A 26217-nucleotide genomic window follows, 5' to 3' on the forward strand; every position below is an offset into this window, starting at 1 on the left:
TCATTCGTCCTTCCCTACCGCCGTCCGCGTGCGTCATCAGTCCTCCGCGGGCCAGTTTTCGAGTGTCTGCTGCACGTCGACGAGAGTGCGCAGCGCTTCGGCACCATCGAGCGCGCGGTGATCGAAGGTCAGCCCGAGGCGGGCAATCGGACGGATCGTGAGCAGCTCGGATGCGCCGTCAGCACTTCGCCGCGCGACCGGCGTGCGGACGATGGCCGGTACCCCTAGGGATGCCACCTGCGGCTTGGTCAGGATCGGTGTCGAGACCACCCCGCCGACGCTACCGGAATTGCTGATCGTGATCGTCCCGCCGGCAAGGTCTTCCGGCCTCCCCGTGCCGCTCGTCACCGCCCGGCTCGCGGTCACGATCGCATCTGCGAGGCCCGCGAGCGACAACTGTTGCGCATCGCGGATGACCGGGACCAGCAGACCGTCTGCGGTGTCCACCGCAATGCCCAGATTCACCGTCTGCCACTGGAGAAGATGTGTCTCCGTGAAGGTGGAGTTGACAACGGGATGCGCTGCGATCGCACGGCAGAGAGCCGCCGCGATGAAGGGCAGATAGCTGAGCTTGCCCTCACCGCTCGCGGTCCGGTCACGGTTGATCTTCGCGCGTGCCACCGACACAGCGGTGAAATCGACATCCACCTGTGCCGTCAACTGGGGTGCGGTATTCCACGACTCGCTGAGGTTTTTCGCGATCGCTCGCCGAAGCCGGGTGTGTTCGCTCGCGGTATACGCGACGTTCTCGTATCCCGGCGGAATCGCGGGCGTACCCTGCTGCGTCTGCAGGAATCCGCTCTTGCTGGCAAGCTCACCGGAACGCTCCGCGGCCGACGAACCCGCAGAGCCCCGACGCGCTCCCGCCGGAGGCCGGTTGACGTGGGTGATCCACGATGCGGCAAGGACGAGTGAGTCGGTCGGCGGCGCCGATTCCTCGAGCGTAGAGATGGCCGGCATCGGAGCCGCCGCTACCCCGGCGGGGGATGGCGACGCGGATGCCGGCGACGATGCGATTGTGTTGTGGTCGTCGGTGTTCGGAGTAGCCGAAGAGATCGACTCTCCGTTCGCGTCGGCAATGGCTCGCGCGACCAGCTCGGGATCGCTGTCGTCCGGAGCGAAGCGGGCGATGACGTCACCGACCGGGACTTCCTGGTCAACTGCAGCGACGTAGCTGATCAATATTCCGGACTGGGGCGATTCCACCTCGGTATCGACCTTGTCGGTCGACACCTCACACAGGGCATCGCCTTCCTGCACATTCTCGCCCGGCTTGATCAGCCATTCGGTCAAGAGTGCGAACTCCACGGAGCCCATGTGCGGCATGTGAACATCGGTTAGTTCGAGCATGATGAGAAGGTCCTCGTGGTTCGATTTGTCAGTCACGGACTAGGTGGCGGGCTGTTTCGACGATGTCGGAGACACTCGGGAAGCAGTGATCCTCGAGGAATCGGCTCGCGGGAATCGGAGCGTCGACGGACCCGAGACGAGCGACGGGCGCTTCGAGCCAGTAGAAGCATCGCTCCTGGATCAACGCGGCGATTTCGGCACCGGGGCCCGCGGTCCGCGGGGCTTCGTGCACGATCATCGCGCGTCCGGTCTTGACGACCGAATTGACAATGGCGTCGCGATCGAGTGGGACCAGTGTCTGCAGGTCGACGATCTCGAGTTCAATTCCTTCGGCGGCGAGCACGGCAGCTGCCTCGAGGGCACGTGGAACCATGCAGCCGTAGCTGATCACGCTGATGGTCGTGCCCTCGCGTGCGATGGATGCCTTGCCCAGTGGCAGCACATATTCGGGGTCGTTGAAGACCTCCCCGCGCTTGAAGTTGAGTTGCTTGCTGGGGTAGTACAGCACAGGGTTGGGGTCGCGGATCGCGGCTTTGAGGAGTGCCTTGGCGTTTGCCGGATTCGATGGCACCACGGCCTTCAGCCCGGGAAAGTGCATCGGCAGCATCTCCATCGAGCCCGAGTGCTCTGGGCCGGCGCCGCCACTCGGTCCGATCGGCATGATGATCACGGCCGGCAGCTCGAACTGGCCGCCGTGCATGTGGCGCCATTTGCCGAGTTTCTGGAAGATCTCGTCACCTGCGATGAGGCTGAAGTCGGCGAATCCGAGCTGCACGATCGGCCGCATGCCGGTCATGGCCGCACCGGCAGCCGCGCCGACCATGAACGCCTCGGTGATGCCGGTGTTGCGGATCCGGCCGAGCCCGAATTCCTCGACGAGTCCACGTGTGCCACCGAAGAATCCGCCCGAAGCGATGTCTTGGCCCATGAGGAAGACCGATGGATCGCGGCGCATCTCTTCGGCGATGGCCGCACCCTGCGCGGCCTCGTAGCTCAAGATTGCGGTGCCTGTCGTGGGGGTAGCGATGGTCATGCGAACACGTCCTTGAGGATGACAGAGGGATCGGGCAGCGGGGCGGCTTCGGCCTCGATAAGTGCCTGCGCTATCTCGGTCTTTGCTGCGGCGATGATTCGGTCGGCGGTCCCGGAGTCGATGCGCTTCCGCATGACCTCCAGCGGGTCGTTGTAGGTGGCGAGGAAGTCGGCCGGGCGATACTTCTGCGCGTCACCTTCCCAGTGGCCGCCAACCCGGGTGACCACTGCTTCGATGAGGGACGGGCCCTGCCCGGCACGGGCCCGGTCGATTGCGTTCTTCACCGCGACGTAGACCTCGACTGCGTCGTGTCCGTCGACGCGGACACCGGGAATGCCGTATGCCGATGCACGCTCCGCGATCGTCTTGGTCGGGCTGACGGATTCGAAGGTGGTGGACACGGAGATGCCGTTGTTCTCGCAGAAGTAGACCAGCGGGAGCTTCCAGCGAGCGGCCTCGAGGAGGCTTTCATGGAAGGTGCCGCGTGCCGCGGTGCCATCTCCGAAGTCGGCGAGTGCGACCTGGCTGGTGCCGCGCAACTGGGCGGAGAGGGCCGCGCCGGCGGCGACCGGGTACACCGACCCGAGGGTGGCACCTTCACCCATGATGCCGAGAGCCGGATCGGCCCAGTGGGGTACGCCGGCGCCCTTACCGCCTGTCGACCCTGTCGCCTTGCCCAGGAGATCGCCGATGATCGGGGCCAGACCCATCCCCTTGGCGAGCGGCCAGGTTGCACCCCTGCCCTGGTAGAAGAGGTAATCGTCGGGTGCCATGGCGGCAACAGCACCCGCCACCGCACCCTCCTGCCCCTTACCCGGGTGCCAGAAGCCGGCGAATCCGTGATCGCGAATGTGAACCGAAACCGCGTCCTCCAGAGCACGTGCACGAGCGATGACGGTGAACATGTCCAGCATCAGTTCCGCACTCACCGTCGGTGACTCGGAGCTGTCGGGCCGATGCTCGCTGTGCGGCGATGCCATCGTGGCCTCCTTCATGGTTCGTGATGGGTGCCCGTGGGACACCGAGATGTGGCGACGTGAACGCGAATGGGTAGCTGTGTCAGCTATCACAGACTACAGTAAGTGGATCGAGTGCTTCAATCAAGTGCGCCACTAAGAATTGTTACCAGTCTCCTGTTCTGACGAACGCACGAAATGCAGCTTGAAATGCGGAAACTCCACCAAGTGGATCACACGATATGATCACGACAACGAACCAGGAAAGGTGGAATTGTGCCTCGATCCAGCCCTCGAGACGGCGCCGCGACCCGCCGCGCCCTCATCGACGCCGCCACCAAGCTCTTTGCCGCGGAGGGCGTCGAGAAGGTCTCCATTCGCGCGATCAACGCAGAGGCCGGCCTCGGCGCTGCGTCGGCGCACTACCACTTCGGATCCAAGGACGCGATCCTCGACGCAGTCCTGCTCGACGCCGGATCGGGCGTGCTGTCCCACATTCACACCCTCACCAAAGACATGGTCGAGTCGGAGGAGATCCCCGACGCGGGGCAGATCGTCAACCTGCTCGCGATTCCGTACCGGAAGTATCTGGTCGAGGAACCGGACAAGGGCGTGCGCTGGCTGACCATCTGCGGGCAACTGAGCCTCGCGAACGACCCGCGCCTATTCCCCGTCGAGGACGACACCGCGAAGTTACTCCGCCAAATTCTCGAGCGGGCGTATCCGGACGTGGACGATGACAGCATCGACCTGAACTGGTCTTTGACGGTGAACACCCTCATCGTGATGGCTGCGCGCTGGTCTGACGCCAGTAGCGAAAAATCGCGTGCGCTCTCGGACTCGAAGTTCGATGTGCTGGTCGACTTCGTCGCGGGCGGCCTTGAGACTCTAATGCGGGGTAGCCGACCCTAGCGAAAGGCTCCGTTGCCGGGGGTGTGCATGCTCCGTCTTGCAAAACCGTCGCGGCCTTCGTGGTTCACGCTACTTCGGCCGCGACCCTCGCCTACCGCACCGCTACGCCCGGAACTTCGAGCCCGAGGGCTTCCCGTCCGGGCGCAGCCACATCCCCGCAGTGGATCACTTGACAGAATTGATCGCTCCACTTTACTGTGCCTCACATCACAAGCTTGGAGTGACGCTGACTCCTCTCCTCGCGCACGCTGCCTCCCCGGCCGCTTAGCGCATCAGCGTTCCACCTTCCCGTCAGAGAAATGCAGGAAGCAAGATGACCGCTACCCCCACGGACGGTGCCTCGCACCCGACGCTCGATGAAGACCCCACCTTGCCCCCCGAAGGAGTGAGCCAAAAGTCCACCGCCGGGTGGATTGGTGTCCTCCTGATCCTGGTACTTCTGTCCGAAGAAGTCGCCTACGCGTTCAACCTGGTCACACCAGCGCTGCCGAATATGGCCGCAACCTTCCAGACTCCGTACATCGCCTGGGTTTCCACACTGTTCACCCTGACCGGCGCGATCAGCGCGCCCCTCGTCGGCAAGCTGGCCGACCGGGACGGTAAGAAGAAGTGGCTGTTGATCACCACCGGATGCATGGCGGTGGGATCGTTGATCGTCGCGCTTGCTCCGACGTTCCCACTCGTGCTCGTTGGCCGTGCGGTCGAGGGATTCGGTCTCGCAATCGTCCCCATCGTGTACTCCCTGATGCGCGACATCTTCCCGAAACGCATGCTGGCCGTTGCCGTCAGCCTGGCCACGGCCGGTATCGGCGTCACCACCATCACCGGCCCCATCTTCGCCGGCCTTCTCATCGACAACTTCGGTTACCGCGGCGTGTTCTTCGCACTCGCCGTTTTCCCGGTCCTGATCGGAGCGCTGGTCCTGCTCGTCGTGCCCGAATCACCGGTACGTGTGCGCACCCAGATCGACTGGACCGGAGGCCTTCTGCTCGGTCTCACCGTGGCGATTCTGCTGTTCGGTATCGGCGAAGGCGGTACCTGGGGCTGGACATCGTGGAAGACCCTTCTGTGCGCGGCGTTGGCGATCGCCACTTTTGCGATCTGGATTCAGCAGGCCAAGCGGTCTGCGAGTCCGCTCATCGACCTTTCGGTCCTTCGCGGACGTCCTGTTGTGACCACATTGATCACCCAGTTCACCGGCCAAGCGGTGATCGCGCTGCAGTTCGTGCTGCTGTCCTTCATCGTGCAGACCCCCATTTCACTCGGTCTCACCTACGGGCTCGGCGAAGATGCAAGTTTCATGGCTCGGATCACCACACCCGCCGGTTTCGCATCCGTACTGATGGGATTCCTCGTGGGATATCTCGCCGAGCGGCGCGGAGCGCGCCTGCCTAACTGGATCGGCTTCTGCCTGATGGCCGTCGGATCATTAGCACTCGCCTTCAGCCACACCGAGTTCACTCCGATTCTCCTCGGCTATCTGGTCTACGCCTTCGGCGGTGGACTGATCAGCGCCGCAATCCCGAACCTCGTGATCGCGGCCACCCCGGTCCGCCTCCAGGCGGTGACAGCGAGCACCGTCAATGTGTTCGGGTCCCTCGGAAGCGCCATCGCGGTACAGATCGGATTCGCGATCCTCGCACTCAACGTCGCCACGGTGGTTAACGGCTCGCCGATCTACGGAGGCAGTGGCTTCACCTCCGTCTATATTCTCGCGGCTGCCTTGGCGGTGATCGGACTCGTTGCGACGCTGCTGATGCCGCACGGGCGCAGATCGCAATCTTCCGAAGCTCTCACGTAGAGCTGAACCCAACACGTAGAGCGGCAGGATCAGTACCCGTGACCTCACACTATGACGTCGTTGTCCTCGGAGCCGGTCCCGGTGGGTACGTCGCTGCTATCCGCGCGGCACAACTGGGATTGAGCACTGCCATCATCGAGCAGAAGTACTGGGGTGGTGTGTGCCTGAACGTGGGCTGCATCCCCTCGAAGGCTCTTCTCCGCAATGCCGAACTTGCGCATCTCTTCACCAAAGAGGCCAAGTTGTTCGGCATCTCGGGTGAGGCGTCCTTCGACTTCGGCGCCGCGTTCGACCGCAGCCGCAAGGTTGCCGAGGGCCGCGTCAAGGGCATCCACTTCCTGATGAAGAAGAACAAGATCCCCGAGTACGACGGCAAGGGCACCTTCACCGACGCCAACACCCTCGAGGTCGCGCTCACCAAGGGCGGCACCGAGACGATCACGTTCGACAACGCGATCATCGCCACCGGCAGCACCACCAAGCTGCTGCCCGGCACCGAGCTGAGCAAGAACGTCGTCACCTACGAAGAGCAGATCATGACCCGGGACCTGCCCGGATCGATCCTCATCGTCGGTGCCGGCGCGATCGGCATGGAGTTCGGGTACGTCCTGAAGAACTACGGGGTCGACGTCACCATCGTCGAGTTCCTCGACCGTGCGCTGCCCAACGAGGACGCGGACGTGTCCAAGGAGATCGAGAAGCAGTACAAGAAGCTCGGCGTCAAGGTCATCACCGGCGCCGCCGTGCAGAGCATCGACGACGACGGCTCCAAGGTCACCGTCCAGGTCAAGAACAACAAGTCCGGCGAGACCGAGTCGGTCGTCGTCGACAAGGTGATGCAGTCCGTCGGGTTCGCACCCCGCGTCGAGGGCTTCGGCCTGGAGAAGACCGGCGTGCAGCTCACCGACCGCGGCGCCATCGGCATCACCGACACCATGCAGACGTCGGTGCCGCACATCTACGCCATCGGTGACGTCACGATGAAGCTGCAGCTGGCGCACGTCGCCGAGGCGCAGGCCGTGGTGGCCGCCGAGACGATCGCCGGCGCCGAGACGCTGCCGATCGACGACTACCGGATGATGCCGCGCGCGACGTTCTGCCAGCCGCAGGTCGCCAGCTTCGGTCTGACCGAGCAGCAGGCCAAGGACGAGGGCTACGACGTCAAGGTCGCGACGTTCCCGTTCGCCGCCAACGGCAAGGCACACGGCCTCGGGGATGCCACCGGCTTCGTCAAGCTGATCGCCGACACGAAGTACGGCGAGCTGATCGGTGGACACCTCATCGGCCCCGATGTCTCCGAGCTGCTGCCCGAGCTGACCCTCGCGCAGAAGTGGGACCTCACGGTCAACGAGCTGGCCCGCAACGTGCACACGCACCCGACGCTCAGCGAAGCCCTGCAGGAGGCCATCCACGGCCTCGCCGGGCACATGATCAACTTCTGACCCGAACACCGACGAGGGCCCGCACAGTCTCTGTGCGGGCCCTCCGGCATGTGACGGCCTCGGCGTATTCCGTCGTGGGCACATCAGGCTGTACGATACCAAGCAATCGCTTGCTTGATTATCGCCGAGCGTTGGCACTTCACCCCTGGTGAGCTCGGCCCAAGACGACAGGACGACCATGCCCGCACCGATTCCGATGAACCTTCCCGCGCCACTCACCGCCGAATGGGACTGGCAGTTACACGCCCGATGCCGCGCCACCGACATCGGACTGTTCTTCCACCCGGACAATGAACGGGGCCGGGAACGTTCGGCACGCGCCAAGGCGGCGAAACAGATCTGCGCGCGATGCCCGGTACAGGACCGATGCCAAGCTCACGCGATCGAAGCGGGCGAACATTACGGCACATGGGGCGGGCTCTCCGAGGACGATCGTAAGTCGTTCCGACGACGGCCGTCGCACGTGAACCAGGTCAACCCGCGCATTGCGGGTTGACCTGGTTCATTTTTCTCGCGGCCGCTATCTGTGTCGCCGGAGCCACTTCACGAGCGCATCGGTCGACGAGTCCCCGCACGTTTCGGGAACTCCCGCCTGCGTCAGGGCCGGTTCGAGAGCCAGAGCCTGCCCCTTTCCCAGCTCGACCCCCCATTGGTCGAACGAGTTGATACCCCACACCACCCCTTCCACGAACACCTCGTGCTCGTAGAGGGCGATGAGTTGCCCGAGGACCGACGGTGTGAGTTCCGGAGCGAGAATCGTGGTGGTGGGACGATTTCCCGGCATGACCTTGTGGGCAACCAGGTCGACGGGCGTTCCGTCGGCCTCGACCTCCGCACCGGTCCGGCCGAATGCCAGGACCTTCGTCTGCGCGAGGAGATTGCTCAGCAGGATCTCGTGCATGGTGGTGGATCCGCCGACCGCGGGGCGGTCCGCGTCTGCTTCGGCGAACCCGATGAAGTCCGCCGGAACCATGGTGGTCCCCTGATGCAGGAGCTGATAGAAGGCGTGCTGACCGTTGGTCCCCGGTTCTCCCCACACGATTGCCGATGTCGGTGCGAATACCGGGAGGCCGTCTACCTGAACGGACTTGCCGTTCGATTCCATCGCCAGCTGCTGAAGGTACGCGGGAAGCCGTGCCAGATCCTGGGCGTACGGAAGGATCGCGCGGGTCTGTGCACCGAAGAAGCTTGCATACCAGACGTTCAACAGCCCGAGCATTACCGGTGCATTCCTCGTGAACGGAGCCGTGCGGAAGTGTTCGTCCATCACGTGGAAGCCAGCGAGGAAATCAGCGAATCGCTCTCTGCCGATTGCGGCCATCACGGGCAGACCGATGGCGGAACAGACGGAGTACCGTCCGCCGACCCACTCCCAGAAGCCGAACATATTGGCTGTGTCGATGCCGAACGCGGACACCGCTTCCGAGTTCGTCGAGACTGCAACGAAATGCCGGGCTACTGCCTGCTCCCCCAACGATTCGGTCACCCACCGCCGCGCGCACGCGGCATTCGACAGGGTTTCCAGCGTGGTGAACGTCTTGGACGCGACCACGAACAGCGTGCGGGCCGGGTCCAGCCCCCGCAGAGCCGCGGTGAGATCGGCGGGGTCGACGTTCGAGACGAACCGGACGTCGAGCGAATCGGTGCTGTACGCCCGCAGGGCGCGGCACACCATGGCCGGCCCCAGATCGGAACCGCCGATTCCGATATTGATCAGCGTGGTGATGCGTTCTCCAGATGCACCGCGCCAGCTACCCGAACGCAGCCGATCGGTGAAATCGCCCATCCGGTCGAGTACGTCGTGCACGTCAGCGGTGACGTTCCGTCCGTCGACCGAAAGTGCCACGTCACGTGGATTCCTCAGCGCGGTGTGCAGCACGGCGCGGTCCTCGGTGGTGTTGATGTGCCCGCCGGCGAACATGCGGTCGCGCTGTTCTTCGAGCCCGCTCGCGTCGGCCAGGGACGCGAGCAGCCCGAGAGTCCGTCGCGTCACCAGGTGCTTGCTGTAGTCGATATACAGATCTCCCACAGCGAGGGTCAGCTCGTCGCCACGGGCGGGTTCCTCTGCAAACAGTTCCCGTAGATGACATGTCGACAGCTTCTGATGCTCGGCCAGGAGCTCGGCCCACGCATCCTTGACCGCCCTACTGCTGATCGAGACGTCGTCGACTGTCATGGCGCGACCTTCTGCACTGCGTGTCCGCCGAATTGCCTGCGAAGAGCAGACACAGCCTTCATCGCCGGCGAGTCGTCCTGTCGCGACGAAAAGCGCGCGAAGAGTGCAGCCGAGATGACGGGGACGGGGACGGAATGACCGATCGCTTCTTCCACCGTCCATCGCCCTTCACCCGAATCGTCCACGAACCCGGAGAGTGTTGCGAGCCCCGGATCGTCTCTGAGCGCCTCCACGAGCAGATCCAGCAACCACGAGCGCACGACGGTGCCCGCAGTCCACGCCTCGAGAACGCCTCTCACATCCGTGACGAGTTGTTCCGCGCTGAGCAACTCGTAGCCCTCCGCGTAGGCCTGCATGAGGCCGTATTCGACTCCGTTGTGGATCATCTTCGCGAAGTGCCCGGCACCGACCGGTCCGGCGTGGACGAAGCTCTTCGCCGAGTCACCTTCGGGTAGCAACGATTCGAAGATCGGCATCGCTCGTGCCACCGCCTCCTCGACACCTCCGACCATGAGGGCGTATCCGAGGTCCTTGCCCCACACACCGCCGGACACGCCGCAGTCGATGTAGTCGATGCCGCGCGGTGCGAGCCGTTCCGCATGCGCCTGGTCGTCGGTGAATCGTGAATTCCCTCCTTCGATCACCAGATCACCGGAATCGAGCAGGTCGCCGAGCGCGCGGACCGTGTCGCTGGTGGCTTTCCCATGAGGAACCATGATCCAGACGACTCGTGGCCCGTCGAGGCTCGCTACCATTGCCGCCAGCGAGTCCACATCGCTGGAGCTCACGCCCGGATCGAAGCCGACCACGTCGTGGCCGCGCGCGCGGAGTCGCTCCCGCATGTTGTGGCCCATTCTTCCGAGGCCTACCAGTCCCATTCTCAACTTCGCGGTCCTTCCATCGTTCGTTTACGGAGAAGTCGGTTAACGCAATGCGCCACGGGTGCAGCGTTACACCAGTTCGAATACGGGGATGGCGCCGAATCCCACGACGTTCTCGAATCGCACTTCCACCGCAGCGTCCATCGCAACGCGTTCGACGGATTCCGGTCCGACGATGGCGCTGAAGATCCGAAGATTCCGTTGTTCGGGAAGCGCGATCCAGCCCACGACGTAGGGCACGGCATCTCGGTAGTTCGGGACGAAGCTACGGTGAATCACCGTGAAGGTCTCGACCCTTCCGGTTCCGCCGACGGCTTCGAACGTGAGGCTCGTTCCACCGCATCCGATGCACTCGGGCTCGGGCTGGTGAATGAACATTCCACAGGTGAGGCACCGCTGAATCAGCAGTAGTCCCGCGTTGCATCCATCCCAGAACGGACGCGCGAGATCACTCGGTTCGGGTGCGACTCGACCACACATGGGACTATCCTTTCAAGCAAGCGCTTGGTTTACAAGGGGAGCATATGACGAGACAGGCATTCGCCGGAGCCGCCGCGGTAAGCGGGATCGGCCTAACCGACATCTCCCGCCGTTCCGGTGTCAGCCCACTTCAACTTGCGCTGGGTGCGAGCCGGGCCGCCATCCGAGACGCAGGACTCGACGTCTCGGACATCGACGGCGTGCTGTGCTACCACATGGGCGACTCCGCGCCGGTCAATGACGTCGCCGAGCATCTCGGCCTCCCACCCGAGATCTGGACGAACGAAATCTACGGCGGTGGGACACAATCCGCCTCGATTCTGGGCGACGCGGCGATGTTGATCCACTCGGGTACAGCGGCGAACGTGCTTGTCTTCCGAGCGCTCAACGGACGCTCGGGGAAGCGTATGGGTCAGGCTCCACTGCGGGTCGCCGGCGGCGAAGCCCAATTCACCACCCCGTACGGTATGGCGGGGCCGGTCAATTTGTTCGCGCTGGCGGCCACCCGGTGGATGCATCTCACGGGAGCCACCGAGGACGACCTGGCCGCCGTGGTCTGTCAGTCGCGACGTCTGGCATCGGAGAATCCCCGCGCACTGGTGAGCTCCGACATGACCCTGGACGACTACCTCTCGAGCCCGATGGTCTCCACCCCACTGCGCCGAGCGGACTGCTGCCAGGAAACCGACGCCGGCGCGGCGTTGGTCGTCAGCAGAACCGACATTGCCGATGCTCTCGGCCCGAACAGCCCTCGCATTGTCACCGTGGTGCGCGGCGGCGGTATTGGCGCCTCCACCATGGACAAGGCTGCGGACATTTCGGCGATCTTCTCCCGCTTCGTGGCGCGGAAGCTCTGGTCGTACTCGGGCATTCGCCCTGCGGAGATCGATGTGGCCTTGCTCTACGACGCCTACTCCCCGATCGTTCTGCAGCAACTCGAGGACCTCGGCTTCTGCGACCACGGCAACAGCGGCGACTACGTACGCTCGGGTGCCACCCTCCCGACCGGCACCCTCCCCGTCAATCCGCACGGCGGACTGCTGTCGGAGGGGTACGTCCACGGCCTCAACAACATCCTCGAGGCTGTGCGCCAGCTCCGGGGAACCGCTTCGTCTCACCAAGTCGAATCACCGCACGTCGCGCTGTGCACGGGATTCGGTGGGAGCTACGGGAGTGCGGCAATCCTCGAGAGCCGCTGAGCGGGGGCGGACGACCGGGCGACCCGACGGTCGCCGATCACCCTCACCTCACCGGTAACGCACCCGACCGCCGGCGAGGACGCGGCTCTCGTCGACGGACGCCGAGTACGCGACATCCTCGGCACCCCCGCGAGAGGGTTCTCCGGCGACGATCCGCAAGGTGTCTCCGGGGTAGACCGGCGACGCAAATCGCGCTTCGACATGCTCGAGCTCCCACGGTTGTGCACCCAGCGGCTCCGCAAGCGCCTTGACGACGACGCCGAGCGTGCACAGACCGTGGAGGATGGGCCGTGCGAATCCAGCCGCTCGCGCGGCGGCCGGGTCGACGTGGATCAGGTGGCGATCACCGGTGAGCCGGTACAGAACCGCCTGCTCGGCCGACAGACGCACTGAGGCCATACCGCCCATCTCAACCTCCCCCGCGCCCGCCTTCGCCCGCGTCTCGGGCGGCGAAAAGCCGCCCTTGCCGGGCAGGATGATCGAGTAGGTGGCAGAGAAGAAGTCACTTTCGCACACGATATCCAGAATCTCGGAACGCCCTGTGTCGCGGATAGATCCGACGTGACCCGTGACCTCGAATACCCCAGCTCGAGGCAGGGAACCGTGCATCGTCAGCGACTGCGCTCCGTGCAGCGCTTCCGCCGGCGCGAACGCCCCGGCAGCGGAGGCCGCGTCCGCCACCCACAGCCCGAGAGTGAGCGCGAACGTCGGCAAGACCTTCAGGTCACGCTCGAAGACCAACGACAGTTCCTCGGCGCGCGCGCCCACGGAGAGCGCGTACAGGATCGCATCCTCTTCCCGGTACCGCACCACTCTGGTGCCCAACTCGTATCCGACCCAATCCATGATCTCCATGCCGCGAGCGTATAGCATTTGAGCAAGCGCTTGGGTTACGCTTGCGAAGTCAAGGTCGCACAGAGGCAATCCCAAGCGATCGCTTGGTACTACTGACAGGAGTTGGCATGGCAAAGCTGCGGGCAGGCCTCGGATACGAACTCGAGGTGCGTGGGCGGACCAAAGAGGTCGAGCAGCAGGCATTCGAGAATCTCATCGAGCAGGTCACCCTCGCCGATGGGCTCGGTTACAGCACCGCCTGGATGGTCGAGCACCATTTCACTCGCGGGTTCTCACACTCCTCGGCTCCCGACATCGTGTTGAGCGCACTCGCGCGGGTCACCAGCCAGATTCGACTCGGGCTCGGCGTCGTGCTGCTCCCCTTCTCGCATCCGATTCGCACGGCCGAGCGCGTCGCCACCATGGACATCATCTCGGGCGGACGCATCGAGTTCGGAACCGGGCGCGGTGCCTCACCTCTCGAATACCAGGCCTTCCAGCGGCCTTTCGAGCAGTCGCGCGCACTGTGGGAGGAGAACCTGGACACCGTTCTCGGCATCTGGGAGGCGGACGGCGAGCCGTACAGCGCCGAGCACGAGTACTGGAGCGTCCCGGACGTGGGCGTGTATCCCCGGCCCCTCCAGGAACCGCATCCTCCCGTGTGGGTGGCGTCGACGAGTCTCGACGGGTACCTCCAGGCCGCCCGGCGCGGGTACAACCTGCTCGGCATGACCATGCTCAAGGGCATCGACGACGTCGCCGAGGACATCGCAAAGTACAAGGAGGAGTTGGCCCGCCACGGCTTCGACCCCGAGACCCGCAAGATCGCACTGATGATTCCGTGGCATGTTGCCCCGACGGCCGACGAGGCGCACGCCAACGCTGCGGACGCCGTGATGTGGTACATCCGGCGCCAGGTCAACCTGGTCGCTCCGCCCGACTACTACGACGCTCGCCATGCGAGCCACCGTGTCCTCGGCGCGCTCGCCGCCGGCCAGTCTCAGGAAGAAGCGATCGAGACCCTTCGCGACAATCTGATGATCGTGATCGACGATGTGGAGGGATCACGAAAGGCCGTGCAGCGTCTCGAGGAAGCCGGTGTCACCGACCTCATCGGGCAGTTCCAGGTCGGTGGACTCGCAAACGATCACGTCCTGAGTTCGATCAAACTGTTCGCTTCCGATGTTGTGGAGATCCGATGACACACACGCACTTCGCGGCGACACCGCAGGAACCGATTCTCCGCAGGAACGTCTCCCCGGCAGGAATCACCCCGGCGAGGGCCCGCGGTCTGATTCAGGTAGATCCGACCGCATCGACTGTGTTCCCCTTGTCCGCGGACGACCGGGCCGCCGCCGTTGCGCTGACAGCCAAGACTCTGACCGATGCGGGGGTCGAGACAACCGATCGCGTCGTCGTGGCACTGAACAGCGATGGCGAACTCGGCGGAGCGCTGGTCGCCGAGGCTGCTGCGTCCGCTGCCTCGGCTGCGGCGAGTGTGGGCCCCCGTGGGCGAATGAGGCTCCTTCGAGTGCTCGAAAACGTGCGTGCCAACGTCCTGGTGGGTACGGCAACCGGCGTCGCAGACTTTCTCGCCCGGCTGCATCTCGAGTTCCTGGTCGATCCACTGGATCTCGAACTTCGCCTGATCCTACTGACGGGCGAGATCGCCGACCCGAAGAAGATCGAGCACCTGAGTCGGGAATTCGGCGCTCGGACGATCGAGTTGTTCACCGATCCTGTCAGCGGAGTCCCGATCGCTCACAAGCCCGCGAAGGCGACCGCACTCGTCCCGGCCCGCGAAGACCTCCTCGCTCTCGCCTCACCCACGCAGTCATTTCCGGACGGCGAACTCGCGGAGATCGTCGTGAAGTACCCGTGGCACTCCGGTCTCACGGATGTCATCGCCGGAACGGGATACCTGAGCACTCGCGACGGCTCATCGATCGCCATGCCCACACATACGTATGGTGACCTCACGCTCATCCGTGGCCGGTGGGTTTCGTTCAGCGCTCTCACCAAGGCGCTCAAAGGAATCGACGGAATCGCACATTGGCAGCTGCGCATCTCCCGACAGGGCACCCTCGACTCCGCCACGGTCCACGTCTCCTTCAACCGCGAGAGCCTCGTCCAGAACGGAATGTGGCATGCGCGAATCGCGCAGGCCATCAACGCGATCACCCCGATATCCGTGCAGGTCGAGATCGACCCGCAGGTACGAGAGGATTCGGCCCCACCGTCGATTCGCGACGAGCGCGGACACCACCTGTAGATCCGGCAACCCACGGAGGTCGAAATGAGCACTACATCAGCAACGGAACGGCGGGAAGACCTGCCTGAGGTCGACGCCGCCACTATGCGATCGGTCCTCGGCCACTTCGCAACCGGCGTCATTGCCATCACCGCACTCGATCCCGCAACCGGAGATGGCGCCGGTCTGGCGGCGAACTCCTTCACATCGGTGTCGTTGGATCCGCCCCTGGTCGCCTTCTGCGTCGCCCACACGAGCAGCTCCTGGCCTGCGATCAGACGGGCCGACAGCTTCGTCATCAACATCCTCGCAGAAGACCAGGAACATGTCGGCCGGCAGCTCGCCGTCAAGGGAGGCGACAAGTTCGCCGGTCTGGCCTGGCAGCCGTCGCCATCGGGTGCCCCCGTCATCGAGAATGCCGTCGCCTGGATCGACGCACGAGTCGAAGCCGAACATCCGGCCGGCGACCACGTGATCGTCGTCTCGCGTGTCCAGCACCTCTATGCCGACGGCCGATCGCCGCTCCTGTTCCACCGCGGAAAATACGGCCGACTGCACAGCGCCGACTAGCCCACTTCCAACAGGCAGGCGGGGCACAACCACCCTGATCAGCTCGCTCGCCGGCAGCGCTCCTCCAGCCGAGTCCACCCACCACCGCATCGTCGGAGGCACCCATGAGAACGCACATATCGACGGCCGTCGGACAACTCGACGCCGAATCCGCGCACGAACGGTTCGACAGCGTGTCTGCGGCTGTCGACGCGATCGCACGCGGCGACATGGTCGTCGTCGTCGACGACGAGGATCGTGAGAACGAAGGCGATCTCGTCATGGCGGCCGAGCACGCAACAATCGAGAAGATGGCGTTCATCATCCGTCACACCTCGGGTTTCGTCTGTGTCGCCATGACGGAAGACCGTGCCGCTGCGCTCGGCTTACCACCCATGGTTCCCGCTGCCGGCAACGGTGAAGTCTTCGGAACCGCATTCGGCGTCTCGGTCGACGCACTACACGGCGTCACGACCGGAATTTCAGCAGCGGATCGCGCCGTCACGGCACGCGCGCTCGCCGACCCGCAGACTCGACCCGACGACCTCAGCCGTCCCGGCCACGTGATGCCGCTGCTGGCGCGGCCGGGCGGCGTCCTGGAGCGTCGTGGACACACGGAGGCCACGGTCGACCTGTGCAGGATGGCCGGTCTCGAATCTGTCGGCGTGCTGTGCGAACTGGTGGACGACGATGGTGAAACGTCTCGTCGCGACGCACTCATTCGTTTCGCGCGCCTGCATCACCTGAAGATGATCCGGGTGCGCGACATCGTCGAGCATCGTCGTCAGCGAGAACAACTCGTCACACGGATCTCGCGAGCGCGCGTGCCCACGACGGCCGGCGACTTCATCGGCCACGTTTTCCGCGCTCACGACGGTGTCGAACACATTGCTCTCGTCGCGGGAACTCCGCACCTCGCAGGTTCTGCTGCGGCAACACCGCTCGTCCGCGTGCACAGCGAGTGCCTCACCGGCGACATACTCGGATCACTCAGGTGTGACTGCGGCCCACAGCTCCAGGACTCGCTCACAGCGATTGCCGCCGAGGGAACCGGAGTCGTCGTGTACCTGCGCGGTCAGGAAGGGCGAGGTGTGGGGTTGGGGGCGAAACTGGCGGCGTACGCCTTGCAGGAGGACGGCTACGATACCGTCGACGCCAACCTCGAGCTGGGCCTGCCCGTCGACGCGCGCGATTACGCCGTGGCGGCCACCATCCTCAAGGAGCTCGGGGTGAGCCGAGCACGACTGATCACCAACAACCCCGACAAGATCACCGCACTGTCGCGGTATGGCGTCGACGTGATTTCCCGCGTTGCTCATCCTCCACATGTCAACCACCACAACATCGATTACCTTCGCACCAAGGAGCGGAGACTAGGACACTCCATTCTTCCCGTCGTGGACATCACGGAGTCCGCAGTGTGACGGCCGCCGCCCGAGCCCGTGCGCGGTAAGAGGTTCTACCCCAGGCTGCGCACGGGCCACCCTCAGAACGTGATGCGTGGGATCGGCGTACTCGCGGTGGAGGCAGAGAGTTGCTCGTGACCCTCGCACGAGTACCCACATCCCCAGCGGGCGCGTGCATCACGCACGCTTTCGATGTCGGCACGACCACCGCCTTCCGCCGTAGACTGCCCACCGAGGTCTACCGATCGGGAGGTCAACCCCGGTGTTCCCGGTCGGGGTGCGCGATGCGGTCGAACTGTCTCCGAAGCCCATCGCGCGCAGATTCGGATTCCAGGAACACCGGAATGTTCTCGGTGTGTTCGTAGTGCGGTCCACACAGCGACAGTCCACCGTCGACCTCCAAGTTCTGACCGGTGACGTACTGGGCGAGGTCCGACAACATGAACATCGCCGCACAGGCGACGTCGGCGACCAGCCCGCGCCTGCCGAGCGGAATCACGTCGCGCTCCCGATTGCCCTCCGACGTGTGCGCGGGGTGCATTCTCGGTGAATTGATCAGACCCCACGACACGGTGTTCGCACGAACTCCGAAGGGCCCGAGCTCGACGGCCATCGTGCGCGTCAATGAGTCCAAGGCCGATCGTGTCGCTCCGTAGAACGCGAACCAGGGCATCGCCCGATCCGCCTCGGCGACGGAGAGATTGACGATCGATCCGCGGCGCTCCTGCACCATGCGCCGCGCGACAACCTGACTGGTCCGCAGCGCGTAGGTCACGTTGGTCGTGAGCGCGCGTGTCCACTGGTCCGCTCCGAGATGAAGTATGTGCCCGACATCGTCGCCGGACACGCCTCCGACGACATTGACGAGGTGCCGGACCGGGCGGTCGGCTAGGTCGAGGGCCGATTCCAGGTCGCGGATCCCGTCCTCGGTGGTGATGTCCGTCAGCACCGGGAGCAGCGACTCGTCGTGTCCGACGGCAGCCGTGAGCATTCCCGAACGCTCCTCGTCTCGGTCGACCATGATGACTGCCGAGCCGGCGTTCAGGAGGAGCTGGACCATTGCCGAACCGACCCCACCGCTCGACCCGCCGACGACGACAGAGCAGCTGTCCGCGAACCCGGGAAATGCGAACTCCGGAACCGGAGGGAGTGCGAATTTCGCCGTCACAGCGGCATCACGAGTCCGCCGTTGACTCGCAGGATCTGTCCGGTGACGTAGGAAGCGGCATCGGAGGCCAGGAATGCGACTACAGCGGCGACCTCGCTCGCACGGCCGGGCCGCCCGAGTGGGATATCGGCACTGTGTTCACTGTCGACTGCATTCCGTCGCTCTTCATTCGGTGTGCCGTCGGCGTTCCGATAGTGCGCTGCGGTCATCGACGTCGAAATATATCCCGGCGACACTGTGTTCAGCCGGACGCCGGCCCCGCCGAGTTCCATGGCGAGTGTCCGGGTGAGCTGCAGGACTCCCGCTTTCGGGATGCTGTACGCCCCGAGGTCTGGCGCGCGGCCGTCCACCGTTCCGGACGAGACATTGATGATGCTTCCACCACCGCCACCGATCATCGCGGTGCCGACTGCACGACAACCGTGCACGAAGCTTTTCAGGTTGAGCGTGAGACCGTCGTCGAACTCGTCGTCGCTCATGGACAGGAGCGGTCCGCGGGCCGTGATCGCACCGGCCACGTTCGCCAGGACATCGATTCGCCCCGTCCGCAGAAGCAGAGCTGACGCTACGGACTCGAAGTCGGCCGCCGAACGCACGTCCATCAGGTAGGAGAATGCCGTGCCTCCCTGTGCCGTGATCTCTTCGGCGCAGCTACGGCACGAGTGCTCGTCGACATCCGCGCAACCCACCGTGGCGCCCGCGGCGGCGAGTTCGATCGCGGTCGCGCGGCCGATACCGCTCCCCGCACCGGTGACAAGAGCAGTGCGGCCATCCAATCCTTGCGTGGCACTCGACATCTATCTCTTTCCTACCCTGTGTACTCGCCTACTGCCCACTGGCCGCGTCGGTGACCAGCGCGACCTTCCCGGCGAATCGACCGGCCATGTCGTCGTCCCTCACGCCTTCAACGGTGCGTAGAGGACCACGGCGTTGCCCCAGGGATCCAACACGACCGCACGTGTCTCATGAGGCCCGTCCTCCGGGTCGCGGACAACCGTGGCTCCGGCGGCAACTGCCGCATCCACTGCGGACACCACATCGGACACCTTGAAGGACGCGGCGACGCGACCGCCGGTGACGTCCTCCTCCGGACCGGCGATGGCGACGGTGACCTTGCCGCCGTCCAGCGCAGCGAAGCGTGAACCGTCCTGGAACTTCGTCGGCAGCGTCAACACCGATTCGTAGAACTTCACCGCGGAATCGACGTCGTCGACGGGATACAGCACGTTTCCGACAGAAACTTGGTGGGTCATGATCTGGTTCTCCAATGTGTTCGAGTAGGTCTGGGCGCAGGTGCTCACAAACGATTCGACTTGGTGTCTTCGTAGCGTTTGCGGGCGCGGGCGTTCGCTGCGCCGAGGGCTACCTGGAAGTCACCTTCGGAGTTGTGGAAGCTGTTCCAATTCTCGATTCGACGACGGTTCGAGTCCTGGAAGTGCGGCACGACCTCCCGAGCGAACAACTCGTACGAGTTCAGGGTGTCCTGCGGCGACGCCCAGTCGAGCACCCGGATGAGGTGGGTGCCGTAACCGCCGGACATTTCCTGCATCCGCTCGATGTGCTCGATCGCATCCTGCGGAGTTCCGACCACGCCGAGATTGGACGCGCGGAACACGTCGAGGATCGAAGCCCCCTCCTCCAGGCCCGACGAGTCGTAGATCGCCTTCAGGAAGCTCGCATCGCGGAAGAGGTAGCGCCCGGCGTCTTCGATTGCGTACGAAACCTGACGTTCGGCTTCCTCCCGGGTGGGAGCCACGTGAATGACGCTCACGAGCCGCCAGTCTCTGCGGTCGCCCGGCCCGTGCCCGTGCAGGGCCCGCTGTTCGGAGTAGATGTCCCAATGTTCGGCGAGCACACGGCTGCCGGCGTCGGTGGCGGCCGCGAGAGCGAGCATCGGCAGCCCGAACCGCCCGGCCAGCATCGCGCCCGCGGGCGAGATGACGGCGGTGACCGCCACCTCCGGGTGCGGCCGGGTGTACGGCAGCATCTGGAGTTGCGCCTGCCGCAGTTCGAACCACTCGGTCTTGCGGTCGATGCAGTCGTCGGAGGTGAACAGTGCCAGAATCGCTTCTAGCGACTCTTCCATCCGCTCACGGAGCGAGGAGTACTCCAGACCCATCATCGCCGCGTCGGACGGCAATGCGCCGGGCCCGACACCCATGATCAGCCGGCCACGAGTCAGGTGGTCCAGCAGCGTCATACGCTCCGCCACCATCAGCGGATGGTGGTAAGGAAGCGAGATCACGCCGGTACCCAGTTTGATGTTACGAGTTCGCTGGGCGGCTGCCGCAATGAACAGTTCGGGGCTGGAGATGATCTCCCAACCGCTCGAATGGTGCTCACCGACGAAGGCTTCCTCGAATCCGAGTTTGTCGAGATGTTCGATGAATTGCAGGTCGCGCTCGAGGTCCCAGGTGGGGTTGTTCGAGGGCTTGTGCTCGGGCCCGAGGAACACGCCGAACTTCATCGGTGCACGGTCATTGCTGGTCACGATCGATCACTTCCTTTGGTTCCGCGGGTCTTCCGGGCGACTGCAGGCGATCTAGTCATGAAGTGTCTTCCTTCGCGCATCGGTCGCTGCACTATCGAGATCACCTTTGGCGGTGACGATCACGCCGTAGTCGCGTCGTGCACCGTCGGCCGTGATCCGCGCCGCATCGAAGTCGTCCAGGACGTACTCCACGGGACGCTCGAACGGATTTCCGATCCCCCCGCCGCCGCTCGTCTCGACGACGAACGACTCGCCCGCAAGAAAGAGTTCGTTATTCACCTTCGAGTTCAGAACCACGGTGTTCCCGTCGAGGGTGCGTTTCTTGAAAGCACCGGTGACTCCGGAACTTCCCCCGTCCCGTCCTCGGGGGCCCGTTTCGAGCCGATCACCGCGGGTCGTGACGTAGGCATCGGACAGTAGCCGGAACACCGTCCGGGTTCCGAGTCCGCCGCGCCAGCGTCCTGAGCCACCGGAGTCCGCGATGTACTCCACCTCCTCGACCACGAGGGGGCAGCGCACTTCGACCGGCTCGACCTGAGGAACCGAGTTTCGCCCCAGACCGAAATGAATGCCGGTGGCGTCCGGTCCGTCTTTGCCGAACCGTGCTCCCACTCCGCCGAATTCGTAGGCGAGATGAACCCAGTACGGTGCAGTCGTCGCGGCAATCGAGAAGGGCTGCAGGATTCCCGACGCAGCGATGGCGCGTTCGGGGACAGCGTCCGACAATGCTTGCAGCACGGCCTCCATGGCCGCGTAGGCCGGCAGAAATCGTCCGCCGCAGGGATAAGGCGACTGGGCATTGACCAGGGTGCCCTCCGGGAGATTCACGTCCAGGACGCGCAGGCACCCGTCGTTCATCGGGATCGTCGGATCGACGAAGCACCGGAACGCGAACACTGCCGCAGCGAGCGACTGCGAGATACTCGAGTTGACGGCGGCGGCGACCTGGCGGTCGGTTCCCTCGAAGTCCAGCGAGATGTCGCGGTCGCCGATGGTGACCGCCACCTGAACGCGATGCCCGCGCAGGCTGGTGACACCGTCGTCGTCGATGGTGTAGTGGGAGCGGTAGGTTCCGGCAGGCAAGTCCGCGATCGCGGCCCGGGTGAGCACCTCCGTGTAGTCGAGGTAGTCGTGGACACCGTCCGCGAAACCCTGCACACCGTACTCTTCGATGAGTTCTTCGACACGCTTGGCCGCGGTCGATGCGCCCGCAATGAGCGCGCGGACATCGCCTTGCACCTTGTCGGGTGTGCGACTGTTCAGGGCGAGGATCCGCATGATCGGCTCCTCCAACCCGTCCGCGCCGGCGATCCGGACCGGGGGTAACTGCAATCCCTCGGCGAAGATCTCGGTGGCCAAGGACGCCATTCCGCCCGCAGATGCCCCGCCGATGTCCGACACGTGAATCAAGGTCGCGGTGAAGTACTCCACCGCGCCTTCCACGAAGATCGGTTTGAAGATGAGGATGTCGTTGGTGTGCACCCCGCCCTTGTAAGCATCGTTGGTGGCGAACACGTCTCCGGGCCGCATCGTGTCGAGCGGAATGTCGGCTAGCAGGAACGGCACGGCCACCGACAGCGCCATGCTGTTCATGAGCGTTGTGGCCATGGAATGGGCGATGAGCCGGCCATCCTTGTCCAGGATGGCTGCCGATGCGTCGGAACCCTCCACGACGAAGGTCGAGAATGCGGACCGCACGACGACGATACTCGCCTCTTCCGCGGCGACGACGAGTGCGTTGCGGAGCACTTCGGAAGTCAGTTGCGCTGTGCCGGAGCCATTGTCGTCGAGGACGGGGGCCGAACCGTCGGCCGGAACGTGCGTCATTACTTCTCCTCCGAAGCGCGCGACAGAACTACGTTGAACTCGCCGTCGACCAGGGCATTCCAGGCCGGGGGCACGACGATGGTCGATTCACCGTCTGCGATGACAAGAGGTCCGGGAACCGGCTCGTCGCCGACGATTCCTTCGCGCTCGTAGACGGGGGTCTCCCGGTACTCACCGAACTCCCGGAACCAGACGCGGCGTTTGCGCGAGGGCCCCTGGCCTCGCACATCGGATACGGCACGACGGCCGAGTGGAACCTTGGGAACCACGTGGGTGACCCGGACGCGGAAGCTCACCAACTCGACGGGGCCGGAACCGTCGATACCGTAGGCTTCCTTGTACTTTTCGGCGAAGCGCTCGCGCAGCGACGGGAGGGACGTGTCGTCCCAGTGCCTGCCTGCGCCGCCGTTGCTGATCCGGATGGTCAGTTCATGAGCCTGACCGGCCAGCCGCACGTCGACGGACCGCTCGACTCGAGTGGACGGTGCGGCGAGTTCGACACCGAGATCCCCGGCCGCGGCTTCGGAGAGCTGACGGAAGGTGTCGTCGATCGACTCGCCGTCGATGTCGTCCTCATGGCGCAGTCGGGTGAGAACGCGATCGGTGCTCAAGTCGGTGCCCAGGAGTCCGACGGCAGAGCCGACGCCGCACGACGGTGGAATGATCACGGTGCCGATGTCGAATTCCTCTGCTACCCGCGCCGCGTGCATCGGCCCTGCGCCACCGAATGCGACGACCGAGAAGTTCCGGGGATCCAGGCCACGCTGGACGGTGACGACCCGGACCGCTGCGGCCATCGTCGCGTTAGCGATTTCGTGGATCGCGTTTGCCGCGGCTTCCAGACCGACACCGAGCGGCTCGGCGACCCGCTCCCGGATGGCACGGGCGGAGTTGTCGGGTTCGAGTCCCATCGTTCCACCCGCGAACCCGATCGGATCCAGATAGCCGAGAACGAGATTCGCGTCGGTGACGGTCGGGTCCTGGCCGCCGCGGCCATAGCAGGCCGGGCCCGGCTCGGAACCGGCCGAATGCGGACCGACCCGCAACGCCTGTCCCTGGTCGACCCAGGCGACACTGCCGCCGCCTGCCCCCACCTCGGCAAGGTCGATCGCCGGCGTCTTGATCGGCACTCCGGTACCCGCGCGACGCCCGCCGAAGCTCCCCTTGCCACCGACATGGAACTCCGTGGTGATGGCCGGAGCGCCGTTGCGGACCACGGACGCTTTCGCCGTCGTTCCGCCCATGTCGAACGAGATCACATCCGGTTTGCCCGCCGACAGACCGGCCGCGCGGGCTGCGAGAACTCCGGCGGCCGGGCCCGATTCGATTGTCGCGACAGCGCGGCGACCGGCCAGATCTGCGGACATGACACCGCCTCCGGACTCCATGACCTGCACGCGCGCATCGATTCCGGCGTCACGGAGCCGCTGCTCGAGCTTTCGCAGATACGAGACCATCACCGGGCCCACGTAGGCGGACATCAGGGTCGTCGTGGTGCGTTCGTATTCACGAAGCTCGGGCCACACCTCGGCCGAAATCACGACCGTTGCGTCCGCAGGCAGGACGTCCCGCACGATCTCTGCGACGCGCAGTTCGTGGGCAGGATTTACGTACGAGTGCAGCAAGGCGATCGACACCGACCGGATACCGCGGTCCCGGATCTTCTCTGCCGCTGCGCGCACGGACCTTTCGTCCAAGGGAACGATGACGCCGCCGGCACTGTCGAGGCGCTCGAGCACGTCGAAACAGTCGGCCGCGGGGATCGGCGACGACGGCGGATCGAAGAAAGTGTCGAAACGGTCTTCCTCGACCCGCGCGTAGCGGCCCAGCGGAAGGAGGTTGCGGAACCCGCGCGTACCGATGTGCGCGACCCGGACACCCTTCTGCTCCAGAATGGCGTTGGTAGCCAGTGTGGTCGCATGCACCACCCGATCCACCGCCGCCGGTTCTACTCCCGCTGCGGCGAGAGCGGCCTGCACCCCCTTGACGATTCCTTCAGTGGGGTCGCCGTGGGTACTGAGCGTCTTGGCAACCGATTCCTGGCCGGCGGGCCCGGCGAGGACGACGTCGGTGAAGGTGCCGCCGACATCGATGCCGAGGGCATACCCATTCGACGAGTGGTTCGGATCTGCTGACATGGAGTCACCCTAACTACTTGAACAAGCGCTTGTCTATGACATTGTCACGTGCATGTGGGGCAGAGATTCGGCGACGAGCACGGGCAGCCACGGCACGAGCTCCCGGCCGTCCTCCCCCGCCCGGCTCCACGGAGTCCAGCAGACGTCCTCGTGCTCCCAGTTGAGCCGGACCCGTTGATGTCGCGCGGTCGCGACGAAGACGTGCACCGTCCAAACCCCGTCACCACCAGGAAGGCTCAACACCGGCCCCGCGACCAGGTCGGCCAGGTCGAGGCGAGACAGGCCCGTCTCCTCACCCAGTTCGACCAACACGTGCTCGGCCGGGTCGTCGCCCGAGTCGAGGTAGCCTGTAATACAGTGCCACCTGCCCGGATCGCTGGCAACGAGCGAACTCCGGCGCAACAGACACAGTTCGCCCTGGTTCAGCAGAAGCAATGCGACGACACTGCGATCTGAACGCCCGAGGCGTCGGCCCGAGAAAGCCATCTCCACCCCTTTCGGTGTCCCGGATCACTATACACTTACCCAAGCGCTTGCTCAGTAGTGTATCTTCGGAACCCATGCAGACCGATCTTGCAGGCAAAGTAGCGCTGGTGACCGGCGGCGGCGCCGGAATCGGCGCGGACATCTCCCAGCGCCTCTCCCTGCGCGGCGCCGCAGTTCTCATACTCGATCGTGACCTCGGCGCGGCCGAATCCGTAGCCGGCTCGATCGACCGGGGAACCGCCGTCCACATGGATCTCGCGGACCCCACGTCGATCGCGCTCGCTCTCGGCGAGAACGCAGCACTGCGCGAGGTCGATATCCTCGTGAACAATGCAGGCCTGACGCGAGTCGAGCGGTTCGTGGACAGTGACCCCGCGGCGTGGGACACGCTGTGGCAGGTCAACCTACGCGCACCCATGCAACTCTGTCACGCGATCGTCCCGGAGATGACGAAACGCGGATGGGGTCGGGTCGTGTTCGTCGCCACCGACAGCGCGCGAGCGGGCGGAGGCGGGGAGGGCATCTACTCCGCGACGAAAGCCGGCCTGCTCGGGTTCTCGAAAACCCTGGCGCGGGAGACGGCCCGGGACGGCATTACGAGCAATGTCGTCTGCCCGGGGCTGATCGACACTGCCATGCTGCATTCGGTTGCCGAGAACAACCCCGCCCTGATGGACAAACTCGTCGGTGCCATTCCCATGCGCCGCATGGGATCCGCAGGCGAGGTGGCTGCGGCGATCGAGTTCCTCTGCACGACCGAATCCGGGTACGTCACCGGACAAACCTTCAGCGTCAACGGTGGCATCACCATGATGTGACGCTGCGGGCGCCGGGCAG

Annotated in this window: 24 protein-coding genes; 10 read left to right on the plus strand and 14 right to left on the minus strand. The window is 64.7% G+C overall.

Annotated features, from left to right (window positions below; genetic code table 11):
• Positions 1-36: 36 nt before the first annotated feature.
• Genes I1A62_RS24570 through I1A62_RS24580 form a run of 3 tightly spaced genes read right to left on the minus strand, consistent with a single transcriptional unit; the run spans position 37 to position 3363 of the window.
• A complete protein-coding gene (locus I1A62_RS24570; protein ID WP_257890911.1) occupies positions 37-1386 on the minus strand; it encodes a dihydrolipoamide acetyltransferase family protein in 1350 nt (449 codons plus the stop codon).
• The gene (locus I1A62_RS24575; RefSeq protein WP_219460548.1) at positions 1379-2383 is read right to left on the minus strand and encodes an alpha-ketoacid dehydrogenase subunit beta; all 1005 of its coding nucleotides are present in this window, start codon (positions 2381-2383) and stop codon (positions 1379-1381) included. Before I1A62_RS24575 ends, I1A62_RS24570 begins: the two co-directional genes overlap by 8 nt.
• A complete protein-coding gene (locus I1A62_RS24580; protein WP_219460551.1) occupies positions 2380-3363 on the minus strand; it encodes a thiamine pyrophosphate-dependent dehydrogenase E1 component subunit alpha in 984 nt (327 codons plus the stop codon). The genes I1A62_RS24575 and I1A62_RS24580 overlap by 4 nt, the downstream gene beginning before the upstream one ends.
• 252 nt (positions 3364-3615) lie before the next feature.
• Here I1A62_RS24580 and I1A62_RS24585 point away from each other — a divergent pair, with 252 nt between their 5' ends.
• From I1A62_RS24585 to I1A62_RS24600, 4 genes are all read left to right on the plus strand, one after another.
• The gene (locus tag I1A62_RS24585; RefSeq protein ID WP_219460553.1) at positions 3616-4251 is read left to right on the plus strand and encodes a TetR/AcrR family transcriptional regulator; all 636 of its coding nucleotides are present in this window, start codon (positions 3616-3618) and stop codon (positions 4249-4251) included.
• A gap of 313 nt (positions 4252-4564) precedes the next feature.
• On the plus strand, positions 4565-6052 hold the full coding sequence (locus I1A62_RS24590) for an MFS transporter (protein WP_257890912.1): 1488 nt from the start codon (positions 4565-4567) through the stop codon (positions 6050-6052).
• 38 nt (positions 6053-6090) lie between these two features.
• A complete protein-coding gene (gene lpdA, locus I1A62_RS24595) occupies positions 6091-7494 on the plus strand; it encodes a dihydrolipoyl dehydrogenase (protein ID WP_219460554.1) in 1404 nt (467 codons plus the stop codon).
• Positions 7495-7672: 178 nt separating this feature from the next.
• Positions 7673-7990 carry a WhiB family transcriptional regulator gene (locus I1A62_RS24600; RefSeq protein WP_219460556.1) on the plus strand — a complete coding sequence of 106 codons (318 nt, stop codon included), beginning with the start codon at positions 7673-7675 and terminating at the stop codon, positions 7988-7990.
• A 24-nt stretch (positions 7991-8014) separates the two neighbouring features.
• Here I1A62_RS24600 and pgi read toward each other — a convergent pair whose 3' ends face one another.
• From pgi to I1A62_RS24615, 3 genes are all read right to left on the minus strand, one after another.
• Positions 8015-9670: a glucose-6-phosphate isomerase gene (gene pgi, locus I1A62_RS24605; protein ID WP_219460557.1), complete on the minus strand. Its 1656-nt coding sequence runs from the start codon at positions 9668-9670 to the stop codon at positions 8015-8017.
• Entirely contained in the window at positions 9667-10554 is an 888-nt protein-coding gene (gene gnd / locus I1A62_RS24610; protein WP_219460560.1) for a phosphogluconate dehydrogenase (NAD(+)-dependent, decarboxylating), read from the minus strand. The genes pgi and gnd overlap by 4 nt, the downstream gene beginning before the upstream one ends.
• Positions 10555-10620: 66 nt before the next feature.
• Positions 10621-11031, minus strand: a complete 411-nt coding sequence (locus I1A62_RS24615) for a Zn-ribbon domain-containing OB-fold protein (RefSeq protein WP_219460562.1) — start codon at positions 11029-11031, stop codon at positions 10621-10623.
• 44 nt (positions 11032-11075) lie between these two features.
• Here I1A62_RS24615 and I1A62_RS24620 point away from each other — a divergent pair, with 44 nt between their 5' ends.
• A complete protein-coding gene (locus tag I1A62_RS24620) occupies positions 11076-12230 on the plus strand; it encodes an acetyl-CoA acetyltransferase (protein ID WP_219460564.1) in 1155 nt (384 codons plus the stop codon).
• A gap of 48 nt (positions 12231-12278) precedes the next feature.
• Here I1A62_RS24620 and I1A62_RS24625 read toward each other — a convergent pair whose 3' ends face one another.
• A complete protein-coding gene (locus tag I1A62_RS24625) occupies positions 12279-13085 on the minus strand; it encodes a MaoC/PaaZ C-terminal domain-containing protein (RefSeq protein WP_257890913.1) in 807 nt (268 codons plus the stop codon).
• 107 nt (positions 13086-13192) lie between these two features.
• On the opposite strand from I1A62_RS24625, the gene I1A62_RS24630 reads away from it, so the two are divergent.
• The 4 genes from I1A62_RS24630 to ribB all read left to right on the plus strand — a co-directional run bounded on the left by I1A62_RS24630 (position 13193) and on the right by ribB (position 17288).
• Entirely contained in the window at positions 13193-14266 is a 1074-nt protein-coding gene (locus tag I1A62_RS24630; protein WP_219460565.1) for an LLM class flavin-dependent oxidoreductase, read from the plus strand.
• Complete coding sequence (locus tag I1A62_RS24635) at positions 14263-15336, plus strand: hypothetical protein (protein WP_257890914.1); 1074 nt, start codon at positions 14263-14265, stop codon at positions 15334-15336. The genes I1A62_RS24630 and I1A62_RS24635 overlap by 4 nt, the downstream gene beginning before the upstream one ends.
• A gap of 24 nt (positions 15337-15360) precedes the next feature.
• Positions 15361-15885 (plus strand): flavin reductase family protein, encoded by a 525-nt coding sequence (locus I1A62_RS24640; RefSeq protein WP_219460567.1) that lies wholly within the window; start codon positions 15361-15363, stop codon positions 15883-15885.
• A gap of 104 nt (positions 15886-15989) precedes the next feature.
• Positions 15990-17288, plus strand: coding sequence for a 3,4-dihydroxy-2-butanone-4-phosphate synthase (gene ribB, locus I1A62_RS24645; protein WP_219460569.1), 1299 nt, complete (start codon positions 15990-15992; stop codon positions 17286-17288).
• 235 nt (positions 17289-17523) lie between these two features.
• On the opposite strand, the gene I1A62_RS24650 is transcribed toward ribB, so the two are convergent.
• The 7 genes from I1A62_RS24650 to I1A62_RS24680 all read right to left on the minus strand — a co-directional run bounded on the left by I1A62_RS24650 (position 17524) and on the right by I1A62_RS24680 (position 25380).
• The gene (locus tag I1A62_RS24650) at positions 17524-18438 is read right to left on the minus strand and encodes an SDR family NAD(P)-dependent oxidoreductase (RefSeq protein WP_257890915.1); all 915 of its coding nucleotides are present in this window, start codon (positions 18436-18438) and stop codon (positions 17524-17526) included.
• Positions 18435-19235, minus strand: coding sequence for an SDR family NAD(P)-dependent oxidoreductase (locus I1A62_RS24655; protein WP_219460575.1), 801 nt, complete (start codon positions 19233-19235; stop codon positions 18435-18437). The genes I1A62_RS24650 and I1A62_RS24655 overlap by 4 nt, the downstream gene beginning before the upstream one ends.
• A gap of 99 nt (positions 19236-19334) precedes the next feature.
• The gene (locus tag I1A62_RS24660) at positions 19335-19691 is read right to left on the minus strand and encodes a VOC family protein (RefSeq protein ID WP_219460577.1); all 357 of its coding nucleotides are present in this window, start codon (positions 19689-19691) and stop codon (positions 19335-19337) included.
• 44 nt (positions 19692-19735) lie between these two features.
• A complete protein-coding gene (locus I1A62_RS24665; protein WP_219460580.1) occupies positions 19736-20929 on the minus strand; it encodes an LLM class flavin-dependent oxidoreductase in 1194 nt (397 codons plus the stop codon).
• Between the two features lie 51 nt (positions 20930-20980).
• Positions 20981-22756 (minus strand): hydantoinase B/oxoprolinase family protein, encoded by a 1776-nt coding sequence (locus tag I1A62_RS24670; protein WP_219460583.1) that lies wholly within the window; start codon positions 22754-22756, stop codon positions 20981-20983.
• On the minus strand, positions 22756-24894 hold the full coding sequence (locus I1A62_RS24675) for a hydantoinase/oxoprolinase family protein (protein WP_219460585.1): 2139 nt from the start codon (positions 24892-24894) through the stop codon (positions 22756-22758). The genes I1A62_RS24670 and I1A62_RS24675 overlap by 1 nt, the downstream gene beginning before the upstream one ends.
• Before the next feature lie 33 nt (positions 24895-24927).
• Positions 24928-25380 (minus strand): NUDIX domain-containing protein, encoded by a 453-nt coding sequence (locus I1A62_RS24680; protein ID WP_219460587.1) that lies wholly within the window; start codon positions 25378-25380, stop codon positions 24928-24930.
• A 74-nt stretch (positions 25381-25454) separates the two neighbouring features.
• On the opposite strand from I1A62_RS24680, the gene I1A62_RS24685 reads away from it, so the two are divergent.
• A complete protein-coding gene (locus tag I1A62_RS24685) occupies positions 25455-26198 on the plus strand; it encodes an SDR family NAD(P)-dependent oxidoreductase (RefSeq protein ID WP_219460590.1) in 744 nt (247 codons plus the stop codon).
• The last annotated feature ends 19 nt before the right edge of the window (positions 26199-26217 follow it).

Source organism: Rhodococcus sp. USK10 (genome assembly GCF_019378875.1).
Lineage (GTDB): Bacteria > Actinomycetota > Actinomycetes > Mycobacteriales > Mycobacteriaceae > Rhodococcus_F > Rhodococcus_F pseudokoreensis.

Bases quoted from the DNA above. Each gene is read 5' to 3' on its own strand.
- I1A62_RS24575 (WP_219460548.1), bottom strand. From the start codon at position 2,383: ATGACCATCGCTACCCCCACGACAGGCACCGCAATCTTGAGCTACGAG.
- I1A62_RS24580 (WP_219460551.1), bottom strand. From the start codon at position 3,363: ATGGCATCGCCGCACAGCGAGCATCGGCCCGACAGCTCCGAGTCACCG.
- I1A62_RS24590 (WP_257890912.1), top strand. From the start codon at position 4,565: ATGACCGCTACCCCCACGGACGGTGCCTCGCACCCGACGCTCGATGAA.
- I1A62_RS24600 (WP_219460556.1), top strand. From the start codon at position 7,673: ATGCCCGCACCGATTCCGATGAACCTTCCCGCGCCACTCACCGCCGAA.
- pgi (WP_219460557.1), bottom strand. From the start codon at position 9,670: ATGACAGTCGACGACGTCTCGATCAGCAGTAGGGCGGTCAAGGATGCG.
- I1A62_RS24615 (WP_219460562.1), bottom strand. From the start codon at position 11,031: ATGTGTGGTCGAGTCGCACCCGAACCGAGTGATCTCGCGCGTCCGTTC.
- I1A62_RS24620 (WP_219460564.1), top strand. From the start codon at position 11,076: ATGACGAGACAGGCATTCGCCGGAGCCGCCGCGGTAAGCGGGATCGGC.
- I1A62_RS24625 (WP_257890913.1), bottom strand. From the start codon at position 13,085: ATGGAGATCATGGATTGGGTCGGATACGAGTTGGGCACCAGAGTGGTG.
- I1A62_RS24630 (WP_219460565.1), top strand. From the start codon at position 13,193: ATGGCAAAGCTGCGGGCAGGCCTCGGATACGAACTCGAGGTGCGTGGG.
- I1A62_RS24635 (WP_257890914.1), top strand. From the start codon at position 14,263: ATGACACACACGCACTTCGCGGCGACACCGCAGGAACCGATTCTCCGC.
- I1A62_RS24640 (WP_219460567.1), top strand. From the start codon at position 15,361: ATGAGCACTACATCAGCAACGGAACGGCGGGAAGACCTGCCTGAGGTC.
- ribB (WP_219460569.1), top strand. From the start codon at position 15,990: ATGAGAACGCACATATCGACGGCCGTCGGACAACTCGACGCCGAATCC.
- I1A62_RS24655 (WP_219460575.1), bottom strand. From the start codon at position 19,235: ATGTCGAGTGCCACGCAAGGATTGGATGGCCGCACTGCTCTTGTCACC.
- I1A62_RS24660 (WP_219460577.1), bottom strand. From the start codon at position 19,691: ATGACCCACCAAGTTTCTGTCGGAAACGTGCTGTATCCCGTCGACGAC.
- I1A62_RS24670 (WP_219460583.1), bottom strand. From the start codon at position 22,756: ATGACGCACGTTCCGGCCGACGGTTCGGCCCCCGTCCTCGACGACAAT.
- I1A62_RS24675 (WP_219460585.1), bottom strand. From the start codon at position 24,894: ATGTCAGCAGATCCGAACCACTCGTCGAATGGGTATGCCCTCGGCATC.
- I1A62_RS24680 (WP_219460587.1), bottom strand. From the start codon at position 25,380: ATGGCTTTCTCGGGCCGACGCCTCGGGCGTTCAGATCGCAGTGTCGTC.
- I1A62_RS24685 (WP_219460590.1), top strand. From the start codon at position 25,455: ATGCAGACCGATCTTGCAGGCAAAGTAGCGCTGGTGACCGGCGGCGGC.